Source organism: Psychrobacter sp. 1Y1, from assembly GCF_051847395.2.
In the GTDB taxonomy this organism is placed as follows: domain Bacteria; phylum Pseudomonadota; class Gammaproteobacteria; order Pseudomonadales; family Moraxellaceae; genus Psychrobacter.
The window spans coordinates 3205862-3230865 of record NZ_JBPYDF020000001.1 but is presented as its reverse complement, the minus strand read 5'-3'; the positions used below and the strand labels follow the sequence as shown (position 1 = coordinate 3230865).

Sequence of the window (25004 nt, the reverse complement as noted above, 5' to 3'; positions counted from 1 at the left end):
CTTATGAACCAATCTGTTCCCCAAGGCATTTACCGCCATTATAAAGGCAGCTTGTATCAAGTATTGCATACGGCGCAGCATTCAGAAACCGAGGAATCGCTAGTGGTATATCGTTGCTTATATGGTGAATATGGCGTGTGGGTTCGTGCGCTTGCTATGTTCGCTGAAACAGTTACGGTTGATGGTAAGGAAATACCACGCTTTGAATTGATTAAACCATTAAATGATTAATACTTAGCCAATGATTTAGATTGAATTTAGCGCACAAGAAAGCGACCCGTTGAGGTCGTTTTTTTTGTGCATTATCGCAAACTTACAATTAAGCATTCAGAAATTCTTTCAATACTTTATAAAATGCTACAGGTGCATCCATCGGCACGGCATGGCCCGATGTTGGCAAAATAATACTGTGCGCATTGGGCAGCAGAGTGGTCAAACGCTGTTGCCATTCTGCATTATATAACTGCGAGCGCGCACCAATCAGTAAGGTAGTCGGAATATTGACAGTGGGCAAAACGTCTCGATAATCGTAGGGCAGTGCAACATAAGCAGATAGGCAACGCAGTTTATGTTGCCAAGTCGCGTGTTCCATTAGTGAGATTTTCTGCGGTGCCCGATAACTGAGGGCTTTTATCAATAATTGCGAAGGTTTTCGACTGACAGAGAGCAGAGAAAAAGAGCGTTCCATGTCTAATAGATTTACTTTTAATCGATAGGGCAGGTGACGGAAGTCAACCATTTGCTCGGCTTGTAGATAAGGAGCTGTGTCGGTAATCAACCGTGTAAATTGCGCAAACAATTCGGTTTGTCGTGTACCAAATACACCGCCACCTTGCCAGTCTGGCTGATTATGAATAATCGGTGCTTGGTCAATGTTCAGATAATGGCTCACGCGCTGAGTACCAAAGCGCTGAAAATACGCCCACATGACCAATGCTCCCATCGATATCGCGGCAACAGGGAAAGCCTCAAAGCCAGTTTCTTTGCTCACGTATTCAAACACATCTTGGGTATCTTGTGCATATTGCTCAATAAAATCAAACGTTGGCAACGTTAGATGACTGGCCAAACCAAACCCTCTAAAATGCGGCAAGTAAAAGCAGTAGTGCTGAATGAGCGGTAAAATAAATGGCAAAAATTGCCTCGCATCCATACCAAAAGCGTGCATTAATAGGACAGGTTTACCTTTGCCAATGACAGAGACGGGCAGCAGCGTTCCATCAGCTGTTTGAACAGTAATAGTCTTTAGCTGGTAGGGAGGAAGAAAGAGTATGAGGTCTTTTTTCATAGAATGATATCTCTTTGATTTTTTAAGCTGTCTCGGTCAATTTAGCTACAGGTGTGTTGCGGTAGGATACACCACTGTAAAAGTCGTGATACCGCGAATAAAAGACTGCTATATTAAAGTAAAGTTGTCACCTGACCATAGCATAGAATTTGGCTAAGGGTAGAAGTCAACAGTGAGACTATACCAACGCTATTTAGGGACTGAAAATGATCGTTGAGGATATAAGAGCATGAGCAGATCAACATTGCCATTACTCGATAGTAGCCTATATCCACAAGTGTGGCAGCAGCAGACATTTAACAGTCCGCAAGCGCTTTTGCTATCGATGTTGTCTGCTACTTTGAGTAGGGATATCACAATTGATGCCAGTGCTTTTACCAAGCAGTTATTGGCAGACGATGTCTATCAAGAATGGATTAATACTACGGTGTTCGGGCGTTATCTTCATCGTAACTTTACCGCGTTTTATCAGCAGACAGAAGACAGTTTTAATACAGATATGCCTGCATTGTTCCGACAAGAATTAGTACGGCATGCGCAGTATTTACCGCTCAATCAGGTATTGTTTTTTGCAGGAGATATGCCCAAAAGTGTACGACAGAATAAGACGTTAACCACTACGGTGAATCCAGCAACGGCAATAATAAATGCTCAGAAAATGTCTCATAATCTGGCACAAAAGCTGACCGTGAATACTTCAAAGTTAATTATTAATCAGATAACTATCACTGGTAAGCAAGTTTTAGGGTTTGCGATACGTCATAATAAGCGCACTAGCGAACGTCTGCGTAACGAAGTGCTGATTTTGGACTTTCAGGATTTGCGTTTGGTCAATGAGCAAGCTATTGAAGACATAAAAAAAAGCAATATAGATGACTCTATATTGCTTCGATCTTATGAGATACGCTAACAGGTTCGGTGTTGATAAGTGTTATATTGATAATCAACATTGATACTAAAACTAGCCGAGCAGTTAATATTAGGCTTGCTTGGCAATCGTTAGCCCATTATAGGTCTGGGCGACTGGCATTACTTCGAGGCGATTGACGTTAATATGAGCAGGTGACTCAATTAGCCATAATAAAATATCACCGATATCTTCACCTGTCATGGTTTTAAAGCCATCATACACCTTGGCAGCTTTGTCATCGTCACCGTGATAGCGCACGTTTGAAAACTCAGTGCCAGCCACATTACCAGGTTCAAGATTGGTCACACGCACTTGGGTACCAATCAGATCTGCTCGCAAGTTTAAGCTGAACTGTTTTACAAACGCTTTAGTTGCGCCGTAAACGTTGCCACCAAAGTAAGGCCAGCTACCAGCAATCGAACCGACATTGATGACATAGCCACTGTCACGCTCAACCATCGCTGGCAAGACCGCATGAGTCAACGCCATCAAGCCTTTAATATTAGTATCAGTCATACGCATCCAGTCATCAAGACTGGCTTTGTGAGCAGGCTCTGTACCCAGTGCCAATCCTGCATTATTGACCAAGACATCGATTTGGTTAAAACCGTCAGGCAAGTCAGCAATGATTTTCGGGATAGAAGCTGTATCACTCACATCCATAACGACGGGTAAAAAAGCCTCACCTAAAGTCTCTGCCAAAGCATTCAGTTTATCAAGGCGTCTGGCGCAACCAATCACGCGATGGCCGTTAGCAACCAAACGCTCTGCCAACGCTTTACCAAAACCCGCGCTCGCTCCTGTAATCAATACGTTCATGATCTATCCTTATTATTGATGTTGTCTGCTTTTATCATAACTTTGATGACGGCTTTATTTACCCTAATAAGACTTATCTATTAGATAACTGCTTACCAAAAATCTTATCACCAGCATCGCCTAGACCTGGGATGATGTAACCGTGCTCATCCAAATGGCTATCTAATGCAGCGGTATAGATAGTCACATCAGGATGCGCTTCATTTACCAAGCGTACGCCTTCAGGTGCAGCCACCAATACCAAGGCTTTAATATTAGTACAGCCATTTTTCTTTAGCATCTCGATGGTCGCAACCATTGAGCCGCCCGTGGCTAGCATTGGATCAATGATCAGCGCAGGACGTTTGTCCATGTGGCTCACGAATTTTTCAAAGAAAGGGACTGGCTGCAACGTTTCTTCATCACGTTGTAGACCGACCACAGAAATCTTAGCAGTAGGGATCAAGTCGAGCACCCCATCAAGCATGCCAATACCTGCGCGCAAAATCGGTACGATCGTCGCCGTCTTACCGATGATTTGCTCACCAGTAATTTCGCCACACCAGCCTTCCATTGGAAAAGTTTCAATTTCAAAATCACGGCTCGCTTCATAAGCCATCAAGCGCGCAAGCTCTTTGGTCAATGTACGAAATTTATAAGTACTACAGTCTTTTTCGCGCATAAGGCTGAGTTTATGACGGACTAGTGGATGATCGATTACCGTAATTTTTAAATCGCTGTTTAAGTCACTCATAAGTACTCTCTTGGTTTCTTGTCTGATGCTTGCGCAGTTACTGCGGTTGCTATTAGTATAAAAGATACAAACACTTACCGCACTTTAACCATATTCTTAGCTCATAAATAGTAAAGTTAAACCCTTCACAATCAAGCTAATTAACTACTTTACGACAGTGCTTATTTATCGCAATGACAATATTTGCGTTCACAGCTGCCATCAAAGCCTAAGCAATTCAGGCTAAGTAAAATGATATCACGCTATCTTAAGTCAACCGATTGAACCGACTAAGTTTGACTATATAACGTGATTATAAGTGAGGTAGTGTTTAGACTTGCTATGATACCAAAAAAACCGCTTTTCTGATGAAGAATATCATGACTATAAAACCATCAAACACCCAAGAAGACGCTAACAACAAGGCTAATAACGAGATAGTAGCAACCGAGAGTTCATCAGGAGAAATTGAAAATCATCCTTTTGCGCCTGTTTTACCACCAAATGCGACTATCATGATGATGGGTACGTTTCCGCCGACTAGCGATAAATGGGCAATGAGCTTTCATTATCCCAATTTTTATAATGATATGTGGCGTATCTATGGCCGGGTATTTTTTGATGATGCTGACTATTTTAGAGTCGGCGATGAGAAGCGCTTTGATCCTGAGCGCATACGCAATTTTATGTTTGAACGTGGTATAGCGTCTTGCCCGACAGTCAAGCAGGCTATTCGAGAGACTGGCAATGCTTCGGATAAAAACCTAACCGTGGTGACGCCAGTTGATTTGGATAGTATCTTGCCGCAAGTGCCAAAGGTAGCGACATTGTTCACGACAGGAGGCAAGGCGACCGAAGTGCTACTTGGGTTATTAGATGAGCCAATTGCCAAATCAAAACATCCAAAAACCAATCAAAGTATGGATTACCCTTATCAGTGGCAAGACAGCAACCAAACCAATATGGTTAATGACTTAACTTTATATAGGCTGCCTTCGACCTCGCGCGCTTATCCGCTATCGTTGGATAAGAAAGTCGCTGCATATAAGGCGTTTTTTGAGAGGATGGGTAAGTTATAAAGTATAACTATAGAGAGGACTGTTCCAATATAGAATGAAGCTAAAAGGTAGTAAAACGCATCTATCTACTGGAACTAAATATTTTTGCTAGGATAAAACATAATCAAGAGCACATATCTACTCATCTCTAGTGCATCAAAAATAACCAACTCCAACCCATTGAAAAAACTACCATTTTTATATTCTGCTAAAATAAGTCCAAAAACATTAATAAAACAGGTTGACACAAAAGTTAAACCCTCTATAATACGCCCTCATCAGACGGACTGGCAGTGAGAGATGTGTAGATTACACATTAATAACCCAGTTAACTTGTTGAAACAAATTAAAAAAAGAAGTTGACAGACTATTAAAACATGATATGATGGTCAGCTCGCTAAATAGGATAAGCCACATTGGCTGACTTACTTAGTTTGAAATACTAGCACTGGACGACAGTGTCAGACATTATTTAAAAGCATAACTAAAGAACAACTTGTGTGGATTTTTGCTGATTCAGAATGCTAAAAAATAAAGTTGACTATCTTTTCTTTTCGGGAAGATTATTAACTATAAAAATTATCATTTAAGACAGCAGAAAAACTCAAAGTTAATTCATTACGAACATAATTTTTAGCGATTTTGCCAGATTAAATGAGCCAAGTTTAGAAGCTTCTTTAAAGAGCTTCATAGCAAGATTAAACTGAAGAGTTTGATCATGGCTCAGATTGAACGCTGGCGGCAGGCTTAACACATGCAAGTCGAGCGGAAACGATGGTAGCTTGCTACCAGGCGTCGAGCGGCGGACGGGTGAGTAACACTTAGGAATCTACCTAGTAGTGGGGGATAGCACGGGGAAACTCGTATTAATACCGCATACGACCTACGGGAGAAAGGGGGCAGTTTACTGCTCTCGCTATTAGATGAGCCTAAGTCGGATTAGCTAGATGGTGGGGTAAAGGCCTACCATGGCGACGATCTGTAGCTGGTCTGAGAGGATGATCAGCCACACCGGGACTGAGACACGGCCCGGACTCCTACGGGAGGCAGCAGTGGGGAATATTGGACAATGGGGGAAACCCTGATCCAGCCATGCCGCGTGTGTGAAGAAGGCCTTTTGGTTGTAAAGCACTTTAAGCAGTGAAGAAGACTCCGTGATTAATACCCACGGACGATGACATTAGCTGCAGAATAAGCACCGGCTAACTCTGTGCCAGCAGCCGCGGTAATACAGAGGGTGCAAGCGTTAATCGGAATTACTGGGCGTAAAGCGAGCGTAGGTGGCTTGATAAGTCAGATGTGAAATCCCCGGGCTTAACCTGGGAACTGCATCTGAAACTGTTAGGCTAGAGTAGGTGAGAGGGAAGTAGAATTTCAGGTGTAGCGGTGAAATGCGTAGAGATCTGAAGGAATACCGATGGCGAAGGCAGCTTCCTGGCATCATACTGACACTGAGGCTCGAAAGCGTGGGTAGCAAACAGGATTAGATACCCTGGTAGTCCACGCCGTAAACGATGTCTACTAGTCGTTGGGTCCCTTGAGGACTTAGTGACGCAGCTAACGCAATAAGTAGACCGCCTGGGGAGTACGGCCGCAAGGTTAAAACTCAAATGAATTGACGGGGGCCCGCACAAGCGGTGGAGCATGTGGTTTAATTCGATGCAACGCGAAGAACCTTACCTGGTCTTGACATATCTAGAATCCTGCAGAGATGCGGGAGTGCCTTCGGGAATTAGAATACAGGTGCTGCATGGCTGTCGTCAGCTCGTGTCGTGAGATGTTGGGTTAAGTCCCGCAACGAGCGCAACCCTTGTCCTTAGTTACCAGCGGGTTAAGCCGGGAACTCTAAGGATACTGCCAGTGACAAACTGGAGGAAGGCGGGGACGACGTCAAGTCATCATGGCCCTTACGACCAGGGCTACACACGTGCTACAATGGTAGGTACAGAGGGCAGCTACACAGCGATGTGATGCGAATCTCAAAAAGCCTATCGTAGTCCAGATTGGAGTCTGCAACTCGACTCCATGAAGTAGGAATCGCTAGTAATCGCGGATCAGAATGCCGCGGTGAATACGTTCCCGGGCCTTGTACACACCGCCCGTCACACCATGGGAGTTGATTGCACCAGAAGTGGATAGCTTAACCTTCGGGGAGGCGTTCACCACGGTGTGGTTGATGACTGGGGTGAAGTCGTAACAAGGTAGCCGTAGGGGAACCTGCGGCTGGATCACCTCCTTATAGACGCATTCGGTCAGCAAGAATTCACAACAAGTTGTTCTTTAGTTTAAGCTTACGTTTTTAACAAACGTATTAGGGTCTGTAGCTCAGCTGGTTAGAGCACCGTGTTGATAACGCGGGGGTCGGTGGTTCAAGTCCACCTAGACCCACCATTTTACAATGGGGCCATAGCTCAGTTGGTAGAGCGCCTGCCTTGCACGCAGGAGGTCAACGGTTCGACTCCGTTTGGCTCCACCACTACTAAGACGGTTAAGTAAGCTTTAGATGCTAATAAATAAAATAGGTATCAAATAGAAACAAGTGATTGTGATTGATTACTTCTTTCTGTTTTATACAGAATCTGTGACTCGACGAGAGCATAGAGACTATTTAAAAACATAGATATGAGTCTGGGTTAAGAAGAGCGTGTTCACGCGCACTTCTTAACCTTAGTAATTAACCTCTTAACGACATCAGTTGTTATCCCAGGGGTTGATTACTAAAAAAAGTAAAGAGAACTGAATCAAGCGTATAAACATAGGTGATATCGTTATCATAATTAGATTGTATGACACTTAGAAGTCGAAAGACTACTTGGGGTTGTATGGTCAAGTAATGAAGCGCACATGGTGGATGCCTTGGCAGTCAGAGGCGATGAAAGACGTGACAGCCTGCGATAAGCTTCGGGGAGGCGGCAATATCCTGTGATCCGGAGATTTCTGAATGGGGAAACCCACTTACCATAAGGTAGGTATCCTAATTTATTAGGAAGCGAACGAGGGGAAGTGAAACATCTCAGTACCCTTAGGAATAGACATCAATTGAGATTCCCCTAGTAGCGGCGAGCGAACGGGGAGAAGCCGATTAATGCTAATGTAGAAGAACAGCGTGGGAAAGCTGACCGTAGTAGGTGATAGTCCTGTATTCGAAACATTAGCGTTAACATATTAAGTAGAGCGGGGCACGAGAAATCCTGTTTGAAGATGGGGGGACCATCCTCCAAGGCTAAATACTCCTGACTGACCGATAGTGAACCAGTACCGTGAGGGAAAGGCGAAAAGAACCCCTGTGAGGGGAGTGAAATAGAACCTGAAACCGTGTGCGTACAAGCAGTGGGAGCCCACTTGTTGGGTGACCGCGTACCTTTTGTATAATGGGTCAGCGACTTATATTCTGTAGCAAGGTTAACCGTTTAGGGGAGCCGTAGGGAAACCGAGTCTTAATAGGGCGTTTAGTTGCAGGGTATAGACCCGAAACCGAGTGATCTATCCATGAGCAGGTTGAAAGTGCCGTAACAGGCACCGGAGGACCGAACCCACTGTCGTTGAAAAGCCAGGGGATGACTTGTGGATAGGGGTGAAAGGCTAATCAAACTCGGTGATAGCTGGTTCTCCCCGAAAGCTATTTAGGTAGCGCCTCGGACGAACACCATTGGGGGTAGAGCACTGTTTCGGCTAGGGGGTCATACCGACTTACCAAACCGATGCAAACTCCGAATACCGATGAGTGATATCCGGGAGACACACGGTGGGTGCTAACGTCCATCGTGGAGAGGGAAACAACCCAGACCGCCAGCTAAGGCCCCAAATTCCTAGTTAAGTGGGAAACGAGGTGGGAAGGCATAGACAGCTAGGAGGTTGGCTTAGAAGCAGCCATCCTTTAAAGAAAGCGTAATAGCTCACTAGTCGAGTCGGCCCGCGCGGAAGATGTAACGGGGCTCAAACTAGGAGCCGAAGCTGCGGATTTGAATTTGTTTTCAAGTGGTAGGGGAGCGTTGTGTAAGCCTGTGAAGGTGTGTTGTAAAGCATGCTGGAGGTATCACAAGAGCGAATGCTGACGTGAGTAACGATAATGCGAGTGAAAAGCTCGCACGCCGGAAGATCAAGGGTTCCAGTCCAACGTTAATCGGGGCTGGGTGAGTCGACCCCTAAGGCGAGGCCGAAAGGCGTAGTCGATGGGAAATCGGTTAATATTCCGATACTTGTTTATAATGCGATGGAGGGACGGAGAAGGTTATGTCAGCCTGGCGTTGGTTGTCCAGGTGAAAGGATGTAGGTTTATAGCTTAGGTAAATCCGGGCTATTCTATACCGAGATCTGATAGCAAGCTGTACTTGTACAGCGAAGTGGCAAATACCATGCTTCCAGGAAAAGCTTCTAAGCAATAGTTATAAACGAATCGTACCCTAAACCGACACAGGTGATCAGGTAGAGAATACCAAGGCGCTTGAGAGAACTCTGCTGAAGGAACTAGGCAAAATGGTACCGTAACTTCGGGAGAAGGTACGCTGTTGATGGTGATAGGACTTGCTCCTTGAGCTGTTGGCAGTCGCAGATACCAGGCTGCTGCAACTGTTTATTAAAAACACAGCACTCTGCAAACACGAAAGTGGACGTATAGGGTGTGATGTCTGCCCGGTGCTGGAAGGTTAATTGATGGGGTTAGCGTAAGCGAAGCTCTTGATCGAAGCCCCAGTAAACGGCGGCCGTAACTATAACGGTCCTAAGGTAGCGAAATTCCTTGTCGGGTAAGTTCCGACCTGCACGAATGACATAATGATGGCAGCGCTGTCTCCAGCAGAGACTCAGTGAAATCGAAATCGCAGTGAAGATGCTGTGTACCCGCGGCTAGACGGAAAGACCCCGTGAACCTTTACTACAGCTTTACATTGAACTTTGACCTGACTTGTGCAGGATAGGTGGGAGGCTTTGAAGCCGAGACGCTAGTCTTGGTGGAGCCAATCTTGAAATACCACCCTGGTCATGTTGGGGTTCTAACTCAGGTATAACAATACCGAGGACAATGTATGGTGGGTAGTTTGACTGGGGCGGTCTCCTCCTAAAGAGTAACGGAGGAGTACGAAGGTGCGCTCAGACCGGTCGGAAATCGGTCGAAGAGTATAAAGGCAAAAGCGCGCTTAACTGCGAGACCCACAAGTCGAGCAGGTACGAAAGTAGGTCTTAGTGATCCGGTGGTTCTGTATGGAAGGGCCATCGCTCAACGGATAAAAGGTACTCTGGGGATAACAGGCTGATACCGCCCAAGAGTTCATATCGACGGCGGTGTTTGGCACCTCGATGTCGGCTCATCTCATCCTAGGGCTGAAGCAGGTCCTAAGGGTATGGCTGTTCGCCATTTAAAGAGGTACGCGAGCTGGGTTTAGAACGTCGTGAGACAGTTCGGTCCCTATCTACCGTGGGCGTTGGAAATTTGAGAGGATCTGCTCCTAGTACGAGAGGACCAGAGTGGACGAACCTCTGGTGTTCGGGTTGTCACGCCAGTGGCATTGCCCGGTAGCTACGTTCGGATGGGATAACCGCTGAAAGCATCTAAGCGGGAAGCCCACCTCAAGATTAGATTTCCCTAAAGAGCCGTTCAAGACTAGGACGTTGATAGGCAGGGTGTGGAAGCGCAGCGATGCGTGTAGCTAACCTGTACTAATTGCTCGTTTGGCTTGACCATACAACACCCAAGTGGTTTGTATACAAGTCTAATTAATCTATCTTGTATAAGCTGTAGTGGCTTATAGAATAAAGAAAGAATATTTCGATATCACCTTTAACCTTGATTCAGTTAGGTTACAAGTTGATCGACAACAAGCTTAAACTTGAAGTCAACAATAACAACAACAGACTCATATCTAACCCCCTTTGCTGACGACAATAGCGCGATGGCCCCACCTGATCCCTTCCCGAACTCAGAAGTGAAACATCGTAGCGCCAATGGTAGTGTGGTTCGCCCATGTGAGAGTAGGTCATCGTCAGCTCTCTATTCTAGATAAATCCCCCGACATTAGCTTGTCGGGGGATTTTCTTTGTGCTCGGTTTGGTGCCAGTGCTTGATGCTGGAAAGTTTGGTGCTAGATGCTTTGGTCAAGAATTCAAACTTTCCTACTAACCAATTCAATGTGATATTATTTATTCACTTCTAGAATCTACAATCTCTCATTTATTTTGGAGCACATTATGGGCGTTTCACTCTACTATACTGCTGAACGTTCTACTCTCTTGACTCAACAGGAGCAAGAAAAGGTTGCGTCAATAGTTAATGAATATAATGACAAATTCGAGCATGCAGATGATGCGGAGACTTTTGATCTCTATGCATATGATGACAGTGAGTCAGAGGTCATATTAGCAGGAGCTACAAAGCTGCCTGCTAGTATGGATGTAGAAAATCTTATGTATACCCTAGAGCATTGGCTACAGTGTCTGACCGAGATTCGCCTTGTGGTAACTGATGCAGAATGGCATGTGCATCTAGATGATAACGATGCTGTATGGGTAGATGATAAATGGCAGATGGAAGAATAACGCTTTATCACTATTATTATTTGTATAACTGCCTAGAGCAGCTTCTATAAGCTCATAAAATATTTACACAAAAAAGCTCTCAACTGGATAACAGGCTGAGAGCTTTTTTATGAGAAATTATTTTAGTCTGCTTACTTTTTATTATTATTTATGTAGACAATTCAAGTATTAAAAATATATCTATAATATGAATATATCCTTCATAAGCTGCTCAAAATGATTTGACTTCTATCATTATAGCTGCTAATTTTAAACAGTACTTTTATTACAGGTATGTAAAAAATATATCTAAACCTTGTAGACAATTTAATCTAGGATGAATCAGATTGTCTGCTCGTAATACCTTACTCCTATTCTCATAATTATCAAAAGGAATTGATAATGAAGTTAGCTCCTCTTTTTTCAATTGGTGCTTTAGCCGCTATTAGTCTTCTTGGCTGTTCTAACCAGTCTGCTGATACGACTGATGGTTCATCAGCTACTTCTCAAGAAACTACCGTACTACGGTTTTCACATTTTTGGCCAGCAACCTCATCTATCAGTAAAGAAGTCTTCGAGCCTTGGGCAAAACAGATAGAAACAGATTCTAATGGTCGTCTAAAAGTGGAGCTTTATCCATCAGCGGGTCTTGCTAAAGCAGACGTTACTTATGAATCTGCTGCTAAAGGTACGATCGATATCGGTTCACAAGCGCACGGTTATACCAACGGTCGCTTTCCTTTGACTCAGATTACTGAACTTCCAGGTTTATCAAATTCAGCAACTCAAATGGGCTGTATGCTACAGACCTTATATGATGACGGTACTTTAGCAGGTGAATACGAAGACTCACATTTATTATTTATGTACGGGGCTGGACCTGGGGCGCTTCATACAACTGATAAGCTAATTCGAACACCTGAAGACATGAAAGGTATGCGTATTCGCCGTCCTTCAGCTGTTGCTGGTGATATTATTGAAAGCGCTGGTGCCTCGCCAGTAGGTTTACCTGCTAATGATATGTATACCTCGTTACAGCGCGGCGTTGTTGATGGTTTGAGTTTCCCTTGGGAAGCAGTAACAGCGTTTAAAATTGATGAGATTACCAAGTATCATACCAATATTCCTTTCTATAGTTCAGCGCTTATGGTCACGATGAATAAGGACAAATATGACAACTTACCTGATGATCTAAAACAAGTTTTGGATAAAAACTCAGGGATGGCATTAGCTAATAAGGTCGGTGAAGTGTTTGATAAACATGACCAAATGGCAATTCAAGCTGCTAAAGATAAAGGTGATGAAATTATCGAAATTCCTGATCCATTAAATGATCCAGACTGGAAAGGGCCACTTGAAAGAGGAACACAAAAATATCTAAAGGATGTTAATGCTTTGGGTTTGGATGCTGATAGTGTCTATGAAAAAGCAAAAGCTGCCAGTGCTGCCTGTAAGGTCTAACCTAATTGGAGGTGTCACATGGCATTTTTAGTCAAGCTCAGCGTCTTAATCTCTAGATTATGCCAGTTCATTGGTGGGATCAGTCTCATCATCATCGTACTAACCACCATGCTCGACGTCAGCGCGCGCTACATATTCAAACTCACCGGCGGTGAGTTTGGCTTTACCGTCAAAGGCAGTGTAGAGATTGTCTCCTATTTTATGCTATTTGCATTACTCGCTGCCTTTGCTGCCTTCGTTGAACGCTCACAAATCATCGTCGATGTCTTCACCCAGAAAATGCCCCAATCTATCAAGGGCTACCTTATGGGTATCTTTATGATGGGCTTCTTTGTCATCGGCATCGTCTTCTCATGGGGGCTCTACGAGAGCGCCATTGATGCCTTAGAGTATGGCAAAGTCACCCAAGATCTTCGAATATCTATGATGCCTATTTATATGGTTAGTGCATTCTTAAGCATCCTGCTCGCCATTCGCTCATTGATCGAATCCATCAACATCTTTAAGACAGGCGAATTCTTTGACGCCGAGGAGACAGGCGCATGAGTCCAGAAATTATCGGTGCGATTGGCCTAGTTGTCATGATCTTGCTTGTCGTCTTACGCGTACCCGTCGCACTTGCCATGTTAGGGGTAGGCTTAGTCGGTTTTGGTGCGGTTACCGCGCCTAGTGGTGCTCTGCAAATGCTCAAAGACATCCCAGTCGATGTCTTAGCAAAGTATGACTTTAGTGCCATTCCCTTATTTATTCTGATGGGCGTGTTTGCGACTCACTCAGGCATGGCAGGTAAACTCTTTGAAGCCACCCGAACCATATTTGGCGGTGTAAGGGGTAGTCTTGGTATTGCAGGTATTGGTTCATCCGGTATCTTTGCCTCTATCTCAGGTTCATCACTCGCCACTGCCTCTACCATGACCAAAGTGGCCTTACCGCAAATGGAGAAGTACGGCTATCAGCCAGGCTTTGCCTGCGGTATTTTAGCCGCTGGTGGTACGCTTGGTATTATGATTCCGCCCAGTATTGCTCTACTGGTCTATGCCATCTTAACCCAGCAGTCAGTAGGTGACATGTTCATCGCTGGGTTCCTACCTGGTATGCTCGGTATGGTGATGTACTCACTTACCGTCATGGTGATGGTACGCTGGAAACCGCACTTAGCAAAGCGCGGTGAGAAAACCACGTGGAAAGCCAAACTACTGTCGCTGACTGGTCTGATACCATTTAGCTTTATCTTTATTGTGATTATTGCTGGTATCTTCTTTGGTCTATTTACCCCAACAGAAGGCGCCGCAGTCGGGGCGTTTGTCTCATGGGCTTATGCCTTTGCTAAAGGCATGCGTTTAGATGGTCTTAAGCAGTCATTGATTGAGACACTAGCCCTCTCTGCAGTGGTGTTCTTTATGCTATTAGGTGCAGAGGCATTGGGGTATTTTATCTCAGTCTCACGCTTGTCTTATACTTTGGCATCTTGGATCGGTGGGCTAGCGGTCAGTCCAATGATTGTCTTGATCTGTATCCTGTTCATGTACTTCCTATTAGGGCTGTTCATGGATGCCTTAGCGATGCTAGTAATCACCATACCTGTGGTATATCCCATCATTCTAGCGTTAGGATTTGATCCAGTCTGGTTTGGCATCATTGCGGTATTGACGGTGGAGCTTGGTTTGATTACGCCGCCAATGGGGATGAATATCTTTGTGATTAAGGCGATGGCACCGCACATTAAGCTGAGTGATATGTTCCGAGGGGTGGCACCATTCATTGTCTCTGATGTAATCCGTTTGGTTATCTTGGTGATGTTCCCTGCGATCTCGCTTGTGCTGCTCGGGTAGGCTGAACCTAAACTAAAACCATAGCTTATAAGTTATTGTATACAGCCATATTGCTAATAAAGCAGTGTGGCTTTTTTATTGGCTGATATTTTGACTAAGAATTAAGAGAGGAACATTTTACAAACTTATAATTTGCGATGCTGCGTGATGGTAACTTTTCTTAGTGTTATAAAGGCTTATGAATGTAGTAAACTGGTTTTCATTCATTTTCCTATATAATTTTATAAGTAGAGATAGTCATGGCTGTCGATTTTAGTAATACGCTTATCGTCGCAATTTCTGCGACGGCACTTTTTGATTTGACTGAGTCAGAAAACTATTTGCTAGAGCTGCTAGAGCAACGACCTACAAGTGCTATAAAAGAGTTTAGGGAGTACATGACCGAGCGTGAAAATGATCCCTTGAATATCGGTGCAGGTTATCCGCTGATTAAAGCGTTACTAAACCTAAATAAGTATTCTGATAATAGTGATGGACGAGATTCAGACATTGAAACACCATTGGTCGAAGTCGTGATTGTCTCAAAAAGCAGCCCAGACACTGGTATTCAGGTGCTTAATGCAATTCTAGAACATGATATCAATATCTCCCGTTCTGCTTTTATTTCAGGTAGCCCTGTTGCGCCTTATATCAAAGACTTTAATGTTGATCTGTTCTTGACCACCAATCGCGAAGATGCCCAGCAAGTTGCGGATGCCAATATCTGTGCCTGTGCCATATTAGATGCGACGCCTGTCAATACTTATGAATTGGATACTGAGCAGCTGCGCATTGCCTTTGATGGGGATGCGGTGCTTTTTGATGATTCAGGTGAACTGCTATACAAACAAAAAGGGCTGCGAGCCTTTCATGATCGTGAAGTACAAATGCGTGATTTGCCAATTGAAAAAGGTCCTTATGCTGAATTGTTGATTAAATTATCAAATTTGCAAGAGCGCCTACCTGCTGGTCTAAAATACTCACCAATAAAAATTGCGCTGGTGACCGCGCGCAATGCACCAGCTGACTTGCGTGCTATCAAGACACTACGAGAGTGGGGCGTGAATGTTGATATGGCGTTTTTTTTGGGAGGACTAGAGAAAACAGCGGTACTCAGAACATTTGCGCCGCATATCTTCTTTGATGATTCAATCAAGCACATTGATGCGGCACGTCGTTTTATTCCTACGGCCTTGGTTCCGTATCATTCGACGTCATTATTGCATGGTGATAACTATCTCACTGCTGATGAGGACGCATCATTGTTATCATTCAAACCTGCTATGCACCCACTATTTGCTGTAAATCATTAAATAGGTATAAAAAATTTAGGTAAGAAGGATAGGATAGTATATGAATTGGCAGCAGTTGCTTCACTTAATTGTCGTACGGATAAAGCAGGTCATCGGACTTTATGCTTTTGTACTTATACCGATGTGGGGCATGTTTTTTCTAAATAAAGTAGCCTTATTTGGTATGTGGAATATCTTTGGTATCGTGCCGCGTGCTTTAGATGTAGGTAGTATGATAGGGGTGTTCGCTTCATGGACCATGCATGGCAATTTGTCGCATTTGACTGGTAATACGGTGACGCTATTACAAATTCTTTTTTTATTTGGGCTGTTTGAGAAAAATGCTTATCGCACGGTGATTAAACTGGTGGTTGCTTCAGGACTGGTCACTTGGGTTATCGGGTCGCCATCTTCTATCCATATTGGCGCATCAGGGCTTTGTTTTGCAATGTTAGGTTATATGATAGGCGGGGCTATATTTGCGCGGCGCTGGGGTTATCTGATTGCTTGTATCGTCATGGGAACTGGTTATTGGCTGACCATTAAGCAAGGATTGATGCCGCAACAAGGTATCTCGTTTGCGGCACATTTTGGTGGCTTGTGTGCTGGGCTATTGCTAGGCGCCAATTCAAAGCATACTTATCCAGCAGCTTCTCAACGCTATTAAAAGCAACTGGATATCAGCGTTCAATGAACCAGCATAATCATAACCGTACTAAGCATTATTGGATCAGACGCTTGTATCAGTACAGATTTTGATAAATAAAGGATCATCTGTAGTTAGCTCTCGCCATGCAGTGGTCTGTTTAACATGTTCATCCACCGTCAGTGTGCTACCTTTTTCTGGTATTACGTAGTCCGCTCGTGCAGGTGTAGTACAGTCTATTACCTGTAAAATCTTTTGCACGCTTCTGCGTCTTTCAAACAAATATAAATTAACTAAGTGCATGTCTGGATTGTCAGCATGCATGCTAGCATTGCCCGTATCTGCCGCAATAAAGCGTAAGACTTGTGGTTTGATATAAGACCACGGACGAAACCATTCTGTACTTTCGGCAGTTTTCACGACCTCAACACCATCCGGCAGCTGACGGACTTGCTGACCGTACCAGTTATATTCTTGATGTACCTGAAACCCAAAAATACCAATCGCAGCAAATAAGGGAATCAGCCACTTTGGCGCGCGTTTACCTGACAGTTTACAGAGGTGAGTTATGATCAGTGCCAATCCAGCCATGCCAAATGCGGCAGCTATGGTAGCGATAAACTCAAAAAGCATAAAATATTCCTTAATGCGCTAGGCACTTTTAGTCAGGTATGTTCAATTGGACAAAGCAAAACCATCATCTAACTATTATTTTAATAAGTATTAGATAAAAAATCACTCACCAGCAGTGGCTGCCAGTGAGTGATGTATAGTAACAGAAGACATATCATCATTCGTTAGGTTAATGGTCGACTGCACCGCCTGCGCCGCGTGGTGAGCGAACGCTTTCAACCAATTCTTGAATATGTAGCGGTGGCGCTTTGGTTGCATAAGAAACGATGAATGCAACGATAAAGTTAAGCAGTGCCCCAATCACACCGAATGATAGTGGTGAGATACCAAATAGCCAGTACTCCGCTGTATCAGGGAAGTTGGCAGTACCGCTGATGAAGAACCAACCTTTGAAGACGAAGATGTAAACCAAGATACTGATCAAACCTGTCAACATACCAGCGATAGCGCCAAGGTTGTTGATACGTTTTGAGAAGATACCCATCATTAGTGCAGGGAAGAGGGACGCACCAGCGATACCAAATGCCAATGCAACTACCTGTGCTGCAAACCCTGGTGGATTCATACCTAAGTAAGTAGCAACCACAATCGCAATACCCATCGTAATACGTGCGACCTTGAGCTCTCCTTTGTCAGTAATGTTTGGATTGAGGTTTCGTTTGATTAAGTCATGACTAATCGCTGACGAGATAGCGAGCAATAGGCCAGCAGCAGTTGATAGTGCAGCAGCGAGACCACCTGCGGCGATCAAACCAATTACCCAAGATGGCAGTTGTGCAATCTCTGGGTTAGCCAATACTAAGATATCAGCATTGACGTCGAGCTCGTTACCCGCCCAGCCTGCATCTGCAAAGCGGCCATCAAGTTCTAGGTCATGTGCAGCACGTGCTGTTTCAACCGCAGTCGTCGCAGCGCCTACATCACCGCCTTCAGTCTGTGCATTGGTTAGAGCAACCTCTGCAGCGCCCAGTCCACTATCGTTATACATCTGGATACGACCATCGTTATTGAGGTCAGTATATTTGATCAGGCCAGTATCTTCCCAAGTTCTCATCCAGTCTGGACGTTGGTCATAGTCGATAGCAGGCTCTGCAACACCTTGTGGATAGATAGTATCAATCAGGTTTAAACGTGCCATTGCGCCAACAGCAGGTGCTGTAAAGTACAATAACGAGATAAATACTAATGTCCAACCAGCAGTCCAACGTGCATCGGCAACTTTAGGAACGGTGAAAAAGCGAATAATAACGTGAGGTAGACCAGCGGTACCAATCATGAGTGATAAGGTAAATAGTACCATGTTTAGCTTGTTAGGTACGTCAGCTGTATATGCTGTGAATCCCAAATCGGTCACGACTTGATCCAGCTTGGTTAGGATAGGAACACCAGATTCGATATGGTTTGAAAACAAGCCCAAACCTGGAATTGGATTGCCGGTTAATTCAAGTGAGATAAAGACAGCAGGAATGGTATAAGCAATCATTAGAACCACATACTGCGCAACCTGCGTGTAGGTAATCCCTTTCATACCGCCAAGAACTGCATAAAAGAATACAACAACCGCAGCAATAATAAGACCTGTGTTGTTATCTACTTCTAAGAAGCGTGAAAATGCGACACCAGCACCTGTCATCTGACCGATAACGTACGTGGTAGAGGCAATAATCAAACAAACCACGGCAATCATTGCCGCCGTTTTGGAATAAAAGCGATCCCCAATAAAATCAGGCACCGTAAACTTGCCAAATTTACGTAAGTAAGGCGCCAGTAGCATAGCTAGTAGCACATAACCACCTGTCCAACCCATCAAATAGGTTGATGCGCCATAACCGCCAGCAGCAAGCAAACCTGCCATAGAAATAAAAGATGCCGCACTCATCCAGTCAGCAGCTGTCGCCATACCGTTAACTACTGGATGTACACCGCCGCCCGCCACATAGAATTCACTGGTTGTCCCAGCCCGAGCCCAAATCGCAATACCAAAATACAGAGCGAAAGATAGGCCTACGAAAATAATATTAACTAAATACTGACTCATGGTCTATTCCTCATCTACGCCATATTGTTTATCTAACTTATTCATACGCCATGCGTAGAAGAAAATTAAAATGATAAACACCCCGATGGAGCCTTGCTGAGCGAACCAAAAGCCCAAGTCAGTGCCGCCGACTTTGATGCCGGCCAAAAGAGGACGCAATAAAATAGCAAAACCATAAGAACATAGTGCCCAAACTACTAGGCTACCTAAGATGAGACGGACATTGGCACGCCAATAACCGGATGGATCGTTATGATCTTTCATAGGACAACTCCTTTTGTCTTCCCTAAAAAATACCAACAATATAAAAAGAACTGAGATTATTTCTTACCATAATAAGGATAAAAAATAGTCAGGTATTGCTTTATATAGTGAAAACGATGATGCGTGATAGTACGTTGAATGCTCGGTAGTTCTTTACTTCAAATAAAAGTAGTTAACTATTTAAGCATCGCATTGACTTAAACCATCGAATGGCAAAATAACGTTTCTTGAGGAAGACAGAAGGGTGGACTATCCAGTGTCTTTTTAACAGTCTCGTCTTCCTAACAAGAGTTTTAATCTTTTTAACGCGCTAACCTGTTGTACTGCTTAATAGTTTCGATAACCGTAAAACAGTCTAAACGGATATAGAATTTATATTAGCACGGTTTAATAAATATAATTGCAAACTACTGCGCATGAATAATAATTAAATTACTAACAATTAGTTTGTTTGGCATTCATTAAAAAACCTAACGTTACGGAAACGGTACGGCAACCGTGTAATTTGTGCGATTAAATTATCACTTAATCTATTCTATATAAGCTGAAACATAAGCATTATTTATTTTAAAAATAATTATACGAAATCGATAAATAAACGTGATGGTCACATGTCGCTCAATATCTATATCATGCACGTGTCTTTTTGGTATCAGGTATTTTGTGCAGAGGCTTATATAGTCTATGGCAATCAAAATATGATATCGATATGAAACTTAAGTAACGCGTATAAAGAATGAATAAGGAGCCCATATGAACGAAGGGATAGTAGGTTGGTTTAATAACATCGTAAATTATGGTGTCGGTATTATCTGGGGTAACAATGACTGGCTGATTGCTAGTAACCCTTGGTATGGATTACTGATGTTCTTACTAATTGGTGCGGGTCTTTACTTCACCGTCGTGACACGTTTTATTCAGTTTCGTCATTTTGGTCATATGTGGAAGTTGCTACGCGTGTCCAACCAAGGACGCAAAGATGGTGGTATTAGCTCATTTGAAGCATTGATGACGTCACTGGCAGCCCGTGTTGGTACTGGTAACTTGGCAGGTGTGGCAATTGCCATCTATTTGGGTGGACCAGGTGCTGTATTCTGGATGTGGATGACGGCACTGGTCGGTATGTCGACCAGCTTTATCGAGTCAACCTTAGCACAGGCATATAAAGTACCGCACAACGATAATGTGTACCGCGGTGGCCCTGCTTATTACATCGAAAAAGGTCTAGGCAAACGCTGGCTTGCCGTGTTTTTCTCATTATGTTTGTTAGTGGCCTTTGGTTTGGCATTCAATGGCGTACAATCCAACACTATCGCTCAAGCGACCAATGAAGCTTTTGGTGTGCCAACGTGGATGACAGGTTTGGTACTGGTAGTACTGGTAGCACCAGTGGTATTCGGTGGTTTGCGCTCAGTAGCTCGTATCGCGGGTAAGATTGTACCAGTGATGGCCATCTTGTACATCTTGCTAGCGCTATTCATTATCGTGACTAACTTCAGTCAATTCCCAGCAGCGATCGCGTTGATTGTAAAATCAGCATTTGGCTTTGAGCAGGCGGCAGGCGGTGTCATCGGTTATGGTATTGCGCAGGCAATGATTAACGGTATTAAACGCGGCTTGTTTTCCAACGAAGCAGGTATGGGTTCAGCGCCGAATGCTGCAGCAACGGCAAAAAGTCATCCTGATCATCCAGCAGTGCAGGGTTTTATGCAGATGCTAGGCGTATTCATGGATACCCTTATCATTTGTACCGCGACGGCGTCGATTATTATCTTGTCTGGTGTGATCGATCCTAATGTCGAGCAAGAAGGTATTCAGTTAACTCAGCTAGCCCTATCACAGTATGTGGGTGACCTAGGCGTGGTGTTCGTGGCGATTGCGATTTTTTTCTTCTCATTTACGTCTATCATCGCCAACTACAGCTACGGTGAGTCAAATCTTGAATTTATCTCTGGTGCCAAAAATGCCAAAGTGATGATCATGGTTTTCCGCTTCCTAGTATTAGGTATGGTGTTTATTGGCTCTGTTGCTAGCCTACCTGCTATATGGAACTTCGCTGACTTGTCTATGGGTCTGATGGCCTTGGTTAACTTAGTGGCAATCTTGCTGTTGTCTCCTGTAGCGCTAAGAATACTACGTGACTATGAGCGTCAGGTAAAAGAAGGTAAGACAGGGGATCAGATTAAATTTAACCCTGATAACTTTGTAAAACTCAAAAATGAAGCCAACCGTGATGCGTGGACAGATTAAGTAGCATTGATTGGTAATACTGCTTGTTCTAAGCATTAAAAAACCGCCCGACTCTTATGCAGAGAAGGGCGGTTTTTATTGGAGTACAGTTTTAACGATATTAACTGTACCAGCTCAAATCAGAATTATCCTGATTTACATGTTTGGATAGTTAGGACCACCGCCACCTTCTGGCGTTACCCAGGTGATGTTCTGTGAAGGGTCTTTGATATCACAGGTCTTACAATGCACACAGTTCTGCGCATTGATGACAAACTTAGCACCTTCAGCGTCTTTGACCACTTCATACACACCAGCTGGGCAGTATAAACGTGCAGGCTCAGCGTACAACGGTAGGTTGATTGAGATAGGTACCGTTGGATCAGTAAGTTTTAGATGCGTTGGCTGATCTTCTGCATGGTTGGTATTAGAGATAAATACTGACGATAATTTGTCAAATACCAACTTACCATCAGGCTTAAGATAAGTTGGCTGATAAGCATGGTTAGCACGCTCCAACTGATCGTAATCTGGGATATTGTCATGTAAAGTAAATGGCATTTTACCTTTTAGCAAGTTGTGCTCGATAAAGGTGAAAGCGCCGCCCATGAACAGACCCATACGGTGAATTGCAGGTGAGAAGTTGCGCGACTCATAGTTATCTTGATACAACCATGACTCTTTGTACATTGTGCTATAAGCAACCACTTCATCGTGCTGACGGTCAGCTTGCAGCGCCTCAAAAATAGCTTCGGCTGCTAGCATGCCTGACTTCATAGACGTGTGTGTGCCTTTGATTTTTGCTGGGTTTAAGAAACCAGCGTCATCACCTACCAACACGCCACCGGGGAAGGTGAACTTCGGTAATGAGTTTAGACCACCTTTGGTCAACGCACGTGCGCCGTAAGAAATACGCTTACCGCCTTCTAAAACATTTTTAATAACAGGGTGTGTTTTTAAGCGCTGCATTTCATCAAATGGAGACACGTAAGGGTTGTGGTAAGACAGATCTGCTACAAGACCAAAGCTTACTTGGTTGTTTTCATCAAAGTATAACCACCAGCCACCAGTAGAGCCAGTTTCAGTCAATGGCCAGCCAAGACCATGCATGACAACGCCTTGCTCATGCTTTTCAGGTTCAACTTCCCATAGCTCTTTTAGACCGATACCATAATGCTGAGGATCAGAATCTTTATCTAGATCGAAGCGGCTGATTAAGCGTTTGCCTAAATGCCCACGGCTACCTTCGGCAAAAATAGTGTATTTGGCAAGGAGCTCATAACCAGGCTCAAAGCTTGGCTTGGCTTCACCATTGGCCGCCACACCCATATCACCCGTTAACACGCCTCGGACCGAACCGTCGTCGTTGTATAAGATGTCATCGGCAGGGAAGCCTGGGAACATCATAACTTCAAGCTCTTCTGCCTGTACGGCTAACCAACGAACGACATTACCTAGCGAGACAATATAGTTGCCATCGTTGTGCATCGGACCTGGAATCAAAGAGTCAGGCACTTTAGTTGAGCGTGTGGCAGAGTTCAAGTAATAGAAACGATCTTCTGTCGCTGGCACGTTAAGCGGTGCGCCTTTTTCTTTCCAGTCAGGGATTAGCTCATTTAGAGCGCGTGGCTCGATGACTGCACCAGACAACGTATGGGCACCAAACTCAGAGCCTTTCTCGACCACACAAACCATAAACTCATCATTACCAGCTTCAATAGCGAGCTGGCGCAAACGGATGGCAGCAGACAGACCTGCAGGTCCACCACCAACGATGATGACATCGAACTCCATTGATTCGCGTTCGACTTCAGGTTCCGCGGCAACTGGCGCTACGACTGGTTCTGCTTTATCTAGCGTTGCGGTCTCTGTTGCTACTGGTGCGTCAGCATTCACAGTATTACCATCGATAACTGGCGTTTGATTGTCTTGCTCTTGCATACCTACTCCTAAACTTTTAGTGGCTTATCTCAGGGCATCATTAGCTTAACAACTGAATAATAGACTTGCGGCGCTAACGTCACTCAGACATATGGCTGCCCGATAAAACTGTTTTTGCGGCATCAATTGACTCGTCATGGTTGATACCAATTTATCTAAGGATATCAATGCATAACGTAAGATGTGTCATCAATACAACACCCACTTGACCATTTCAATAAAAAATCGTTACTCATTATAAAAGAAAAGTCCTACAAACACGATACGCATTTATGAGTATCGATGCTAAGGTAATGTTAAGAAAATGAGGTTGTTATAACGATAAAGTTTCATCATACCTGAAACAAAAATTTATAGTAATAATAGATAAGCCAAACTTTGAATACTAAATAAAGGAATTAATAATGAATAACGATAATAATAGTACTGAAGACAGCCATGAGAAACTGACCAAAGCCCCGACCAGTAAGACTTCTAGCTTAGATAACTTAGATAATTTGGATGCATTAAGCCAGTATATTAAGTCTACGAAAGGCACTCGCGAAGGGCGTGCAATACCACCGCTTGAAAAATGGCATCCTGAAGATATTGCTGATATGGATCTGACTATCAAGGCAAACGGAGAGTGGTGGCATGAAGGCGGGCAAATGACCCGTGAGTCACTGGTCAGCTTGTTTGCCACGATACTATGGAAAGAAGAAAATAACGGCAATACTGAGTACTTTCTAAAGACCCCTGTACAGAAAATCCGTATCCAAGTTGAAGATGCACCACTTCTGATCAATGATGTTGGTATTGTCCATGAAGATAATATGAGTTGGTTGGAGTTTACAACGACGACAGGAGATGTGGTTCGTTTAGACGATGAGCATTCGATCGTATTAAAGGCGTATAATTCTAATAAGAGCGATTCTAATGACAGCGACTCTAATAACAGTGATAAAGCGAATCAAGCAAATCAAGTGAGTACCGCTGACGATGTTGCAGATTCTCAGGAATTAGCGTCTACAGAGCAGGTACGCCCTTACATGATGGTCAGAAATGGATTGACTGCGCTTATTGGCCGCAATACTTTTTATCACCTGACTGAAATTGGAGCATTATCAGAAGACAATGGTAAGACGATATTGACGCTGCAGAGTGGTGGCCAGTCTTACTCATTATCGATGCCTACTGATTAGGTAGTATGTTTATCTACTAATTGCTGTATGCCGATGAGTGCTATAATTTTATAATGTCGCCTTATTATCTATTGGTTTAAAAAATCATTACCGTATAAAGGTAGTCGATATAGAGCCGACGTAGAGTAACGTCATACACGCAACATATATAGCGCATTTAAGCATTTAACTGAGTAATGAAATTGATGAATAATATGATAATGGCATTAGC

Annotated in this window: 18 protein-coding genes, 2 tRNA genes and 3 rRNA genes; 16 read left to right on the top strand and 7 right to left on the bottom strand. The window is 43.9% G+C overall.

Annotated elements, in window-relative coordinates:
• The first annotated feature begins 3 nt into the window (after positions 1-3).
• On the top strand, positions 4-231 hold the full coding sequence (locus ACS8FA_RS27555; protein WP_439264503.1) for a DUF1653 domain-containing protein: 228 nt from the start codon (positions 4-6) through the stop codon (positions 229-231).
• An 88-nt stretch (positions 232-319) separates the two neighbouring features.
• Here the strand turns inward: ACS8FA_RS27555 and ACS8FA_RS27550 are convergent, their stop codons facing one another.
• Positions 320-1288, bottom strand: a complete 969-nt coding sequence (locus tag ACS8FA_RS27550) for an alpha/beta fold hydrolase (protein ID WP_439264505.1) — start codon at positions 1286-1288, stop codon at positions 320-322.
• A 229-nt stretch (positions 1289-1517) separates the two neighbouring features.
• Between ACS8FA_RS27550 and ACS8FA_RS27545 the strand changes: the two genes are divergently transcribed.
• Positions 1518-2198: a hypothetical protein gene (locus ACS8FA_RS27545; RefSeq protein ID WP_439264507.1), complete on the top strand. Its 681-nt coding sequence runs from the start codon at positions 1518-1520 to the stop codon at positions 2196-2198.
• A 69-nt stretch (positions 2199-2267) separates the two neighbouring features.
• Here ACS8FA_RS27545 and ACS8FA_RS27540 read toward each other — a convergent pair whose 3' ends face one another.
• Both ACS8FA_RS27540 and upp read right to left on the bottom strand, forming a co-directional pair.
• On the bottom strand, positions 2268-3017 hold the full coding sequence (locus tag ACS8FA_RS27540) for an SDR family NAD(P)-dependent oxidoreductase (RefSeq protein WP_439264509.1): 750 nt from the start codon (positions 3015-3017) through the stop codon (positions 2268-2270).
• Positions 3018-3090: 73 nt separating this feature from the next.
• Positions 3091-3750, bottom strand: coding sequence for a uracil phosphoribosyltransferase (upp, locus tag ACS8FA_RS27535; protein ID WP_057761878.1), 660 nt, complete (start codon positions 3748-3750; stop codon positions 3091-3093).
• 359 nt (positions 3751-4109) lie between these two features.
• On the opposite strand from upp, the gene ACS8FA_RS27530 reads away from it, so the two are divergent.
• The 12 genes from ACS8FA_RS27530 (at position 4110) to ACS8FA_RS27475 (ending at position 16528) form a co-directional block, all read left to right on the top strand.
• Positions 4110-4808, top strand: coding sequence for a uracil-DNA glycosylase family protein (locus ACS8FA_RS27530; protein ID WP_439264512.1), 699 nt, complete (start codon positions 4110-4112; stop codon positions 4806-4808).
• A 679-nt stretch (positions 4809-5487) separates the two neighbouring features.
• A 16S ribosomal RNA gene (locus ACS8FA_RS27525) occupies positions 5488-7026 on the top strand.
• A gap of 75 nt (positions 7027-7101) precedes the next feature.
• Positions 7102-7178, top strand: a tRNA-Ile gene (locus tag ACS8FA_RS27520).
• A gap of 9 nt (positions 7179-7187) precedes the next feature.
• Positions 7188-7263, top strand: a tRNA-Ala gene (locus tag ACS8FA_RS27515).
• A 348-nt stretch (positions 7264-7611) separates the two neighbouring features.
• A 23S ribosomal RNA gene (locus tag ACS8FA_RS27510) occupies positions 7612-10467 on the top strand.
• Between the two features lie 190 nt (positions 10468-10657).
• Positions 10658-10771, top strand: a 5S ribosomal RNA gene (gene rrf, locus ACS8FA_RS27505).
• The 16S, 23S and 5S rRNA genes sit together here with 2 tRNA genes alongside, the layout of an rRNA operon.
• A 199-nt stretch (positions 10772-10970) precedes the next feature.
• A complete protein-coding gene (locus ACS8FA_RS27500; protein WP_439266935.1) occupies positions 10971-11318 on the top strand; it encodes a hypothetical protein in 348 nt (115 codons plus the stop codon).
• A gap of 381 nt (positions 11319-11699) precedes the next feature.
• Positions 11700-12758, top strand: a complete 1059-nt coding sequence (locus ACS8FA_RS27495) for a TRAP transporter substrate-binding protein (RefSeq protein ID WP_114701987.1) — start codon at positions 11700-11702, stop codon at positions 12756-12758.
• An 18-nt stretch (positions 12759-12776) separates the two neighbouring features.
• Positions 12777-13304, top strand: a complete 528-nt coding sequence (locus tag ACS8FA_RS27490; RefSeq protein WP_439266933.1) for a TRAP transporter small permease — start codon at positions 12777-12779, stop codon at positions 13302-13304.
• On the top strand, positions 13301-14590 hold the full coding sequence (locus ACS8FA_RS27485) for a TRAP transporter large permease (RefSeq protein ID WP_101204395.1): 1290 nt from the start codon (positions 13301-13303) through the stop codon (positions 14588-14590). The genes ACS8FA_RS27490 and ACS8FA_RS27485 overlap by 4 nt, the downstream gene beginning before the upstream one ends.
• 239 nt (positions 14591-14829) lie before the next feature.
• Positions 14830-15882: a 5'-nucleotidase gene (locus ACS8FA_RS27480; protein WP_439266931.1), complete on the top strand. Its 1053-nt coding sequence runs from the start codon at positions 14830-14832 to the stop codon at positions 15880-15882.
• Positions 15883-15922: 40 nt separating this feature from the next.
• Positions 15923-16528, top strand: a complete 606-nt coding sequence (locus ACS8FA_RS27475) for a rhomboid family intramembrane serine protease (protein ID WP_439266929.1) — start codon at positions 15923-15925, stop codon at positions 16526-16528.
• 63 nt (positions 16529-16591) lie between these two features.
• On the opposite strand, the gene ACS8FA_RS27470 is transcribed toward ACS8FA_RS27475, so the two are convergent.
• From ACS8FA_RS27470 to ACS8FA_RS27460, 3 genes are all read right to left on the bottom strand, one after another.
• Positions 16592-17140: a hypothetical protein gene (locus tag ACS8FA_RS27470; protein WP_439266927.1), complete on the bottom strand. Its 549-nt coding sequence runs from the start codon at positions 17138-17140 to the stop codon at positions 16592-16594.
• Positions 17141-17309: 169 nt separating this feature from the next.
• Positions 17310-19178, bottom strand: a complete 1869-nt coding sequence (locus ACS8FA_RS27465) for a sodium:solute symporter family protein (protein WP_057761858.1) — start codon at positions 19176-19178, stop codon at positions 17310-17312.
• A 3-nt stretch (positions 19179-19181) separates the two neighbouring features.
• Complete coding sequence (locus ACS8FA_RS27460) at positions 19182-19442, bottom strand: DUF4212 domain-containing protein (RefSeq protein ID WP_057761855.1); 261 nt, start codon at positions 19440-19442, stop codon at positions 19182-19184.
• Between the two features lie 753 nt (positions 19443-20195).
• On the opposite strand from ACS8FA_RS27460, the gene ACS8FA_RS27455 reads away from it, so the two are divergent.
• A complete protein-coding gene (locus ACS8FA_RS27455) occupies positions 20196-21692 on the top strand; it encodes an alanine/glycine:cation symporter family protein (protein WP_439266924.1) in 1497 nt (498 codons plus the stop codon).
• Positions 21693-21827: 135 nt separating this feature from the next.
• On the opposite strand, the gene ACS8FA_RS27450 is transcribed toward ACS8FA_RS27455, so the two are convergent.
• Positions 21828-23465, bottom strand: a complete 1638-nt coding sequence (locus ACS8FA_RS27450; RefSeq protein ID WP_201549271.1) for an electron transfer flavoprotein-ubiquinone oxidoreductase — start codon at positions 23463-23465, stop codon at positions 21828-21830.
• Between the two features lie 551 nt (positions 23466-24016).
• Here ACS8FA_RS27450 and ACS8FA_RS27445 point away from each other — a divergent pair.
• Entirely contained in the window at positions 24017-24793 is a 777-nt protein-coding gene (locus ACS8FA_RS27445; protein ID WP_439266922.1) for a DUF1285 domain-containing protein, read from the top strand.
• Positions 24794-25004: the final 211 nt, after the last annotated feature.

Bases quoted from the DNA above. Each gene is read 5' to 3' on its own strand.
- ACS8FA_RS27555 (WP_439264503.1), top strand. From the start codon at position 4: ATGAACCAATCTGTTCCCCAAGGCATTTACCGCCATTATAAAGGCAGC.
- ACS8FA_RS27550 (WP_439264505.1), bottom strand. From the start codon at position 1,288: ATGAAAAAAGACCTCATACTCTTTCTTCCTCCCTACCAGCTAAAGACT.
- ACS8FA_RS27545 (WP_439264507.1), top strand. From the start codon at position 1,518: ATGAGCAGATCAACATTGCCATTACTCGATAGTAGCCTATATCCACAA.
- ACS8FA_RS27540 (WP_439264509.1), bottom strand. From the start codon at position 3,017: ATGAACGTATTGATTACAGGAGCGAGCGCGGGTTTTGGTAAAGCGTTG.
- upp (WP_057761878.1), bottom strand. From the start codon at position 3,750: ATGAGTGACTTAAACAGCGATTTAAAAATTACGGTAATCGATCATCCA.
- ACS8FA_RS27530 (WP_439264512.1), top strand. From the start codon at position 4,110: ATGACTATAAAACCATCAAACACCCAAGAAGACGCTAACAACAAGGCT.
- ACS8FA_RS27500 (WP_439266935.1), top strand. From the start codon at position 10,971: ATGGGCGTTTCACTCTACTATACTGCTGAACGTTCTACTCTCTTGACT.
- ACS8FA_RS27495 (WP_114701987.1), top strand. From the start codon at position 11,700: ATGAAGTTAGCTCCTCTTTTTTCAATTGGTGCTTTAGCCGCTATTAGT.
- ACS8FA_RS27490 (WP_439266933.1), top strand. From the start codon at position 12,777: ATGGCATTTTTAGTCAAGCTCAGCGTCTTAATCTCTAGATTATGCCAG.
- ACS8FA_RS27485 (WP_101204395.1), top strand. From the start codon at position 13,301: ATGAGTCCAGAAATTATCGGTGCGATTGGCCTAGTTGTCATGATCTTG.
- ACS8FA_RS27480 (WP_439266931.1), top strand. From the start codon at position 14,830: ATGGCTGTCGATTTTAGTAATACGCTTATCGTCGCAATTTCTGCGACG.
- ACS8FA_RS27475 (WP_439266929.1), top strand. From the start codon at position 15,923: ATGAATTGGCAGCAGTTGCTTCACTTAATTGTCGTACGGATAAAGCAG.
- ACS8FA_RS27470 (WP_439266927.1), bottom strand. From the start codon at position 17,140: ATGCTTTTTGAGTTTATCGCTACCATAGCTGCCGCATTTGGCATGGCT.
- ACS8FA_RS27465 (WP_057761858.1), bottom strand. From the start codon at position 19,178: ATGAGTCAGTATTTAGTTAATATTATTTTCGTAGGCCTATCTTTCGCT.
- ACS8FA_RS27460 (WP_057761855.1), bottom strand. From the start codon at position 19,442: ATGAAAGATCATAACGATCCATCCGGTTATTGGCGTGCCAATGTCCGT.
- ACS8FA_RS27455 (WP_439266924.1), top strand. From the start codon at position 20,196: ATGAACGAAGGGATAGTAGGTTGGTTTAATAACATCGTAAATTATGGT.
- ACS8FA_RS27450 (WP_201549271.1), bottom strand. From the start codon at position 23,465: ATGGAGTTCGATGTCATCATCGTTGGTGGTGGACCTGCAGGTCTGTCT.
- ACS8FA_RS27445 (WP_439266922.1), top strand. From the start codon at position 24,017: ATGAATAACGATAATAATAGTACTGAAGACAGCCATGAGAAACTGACC.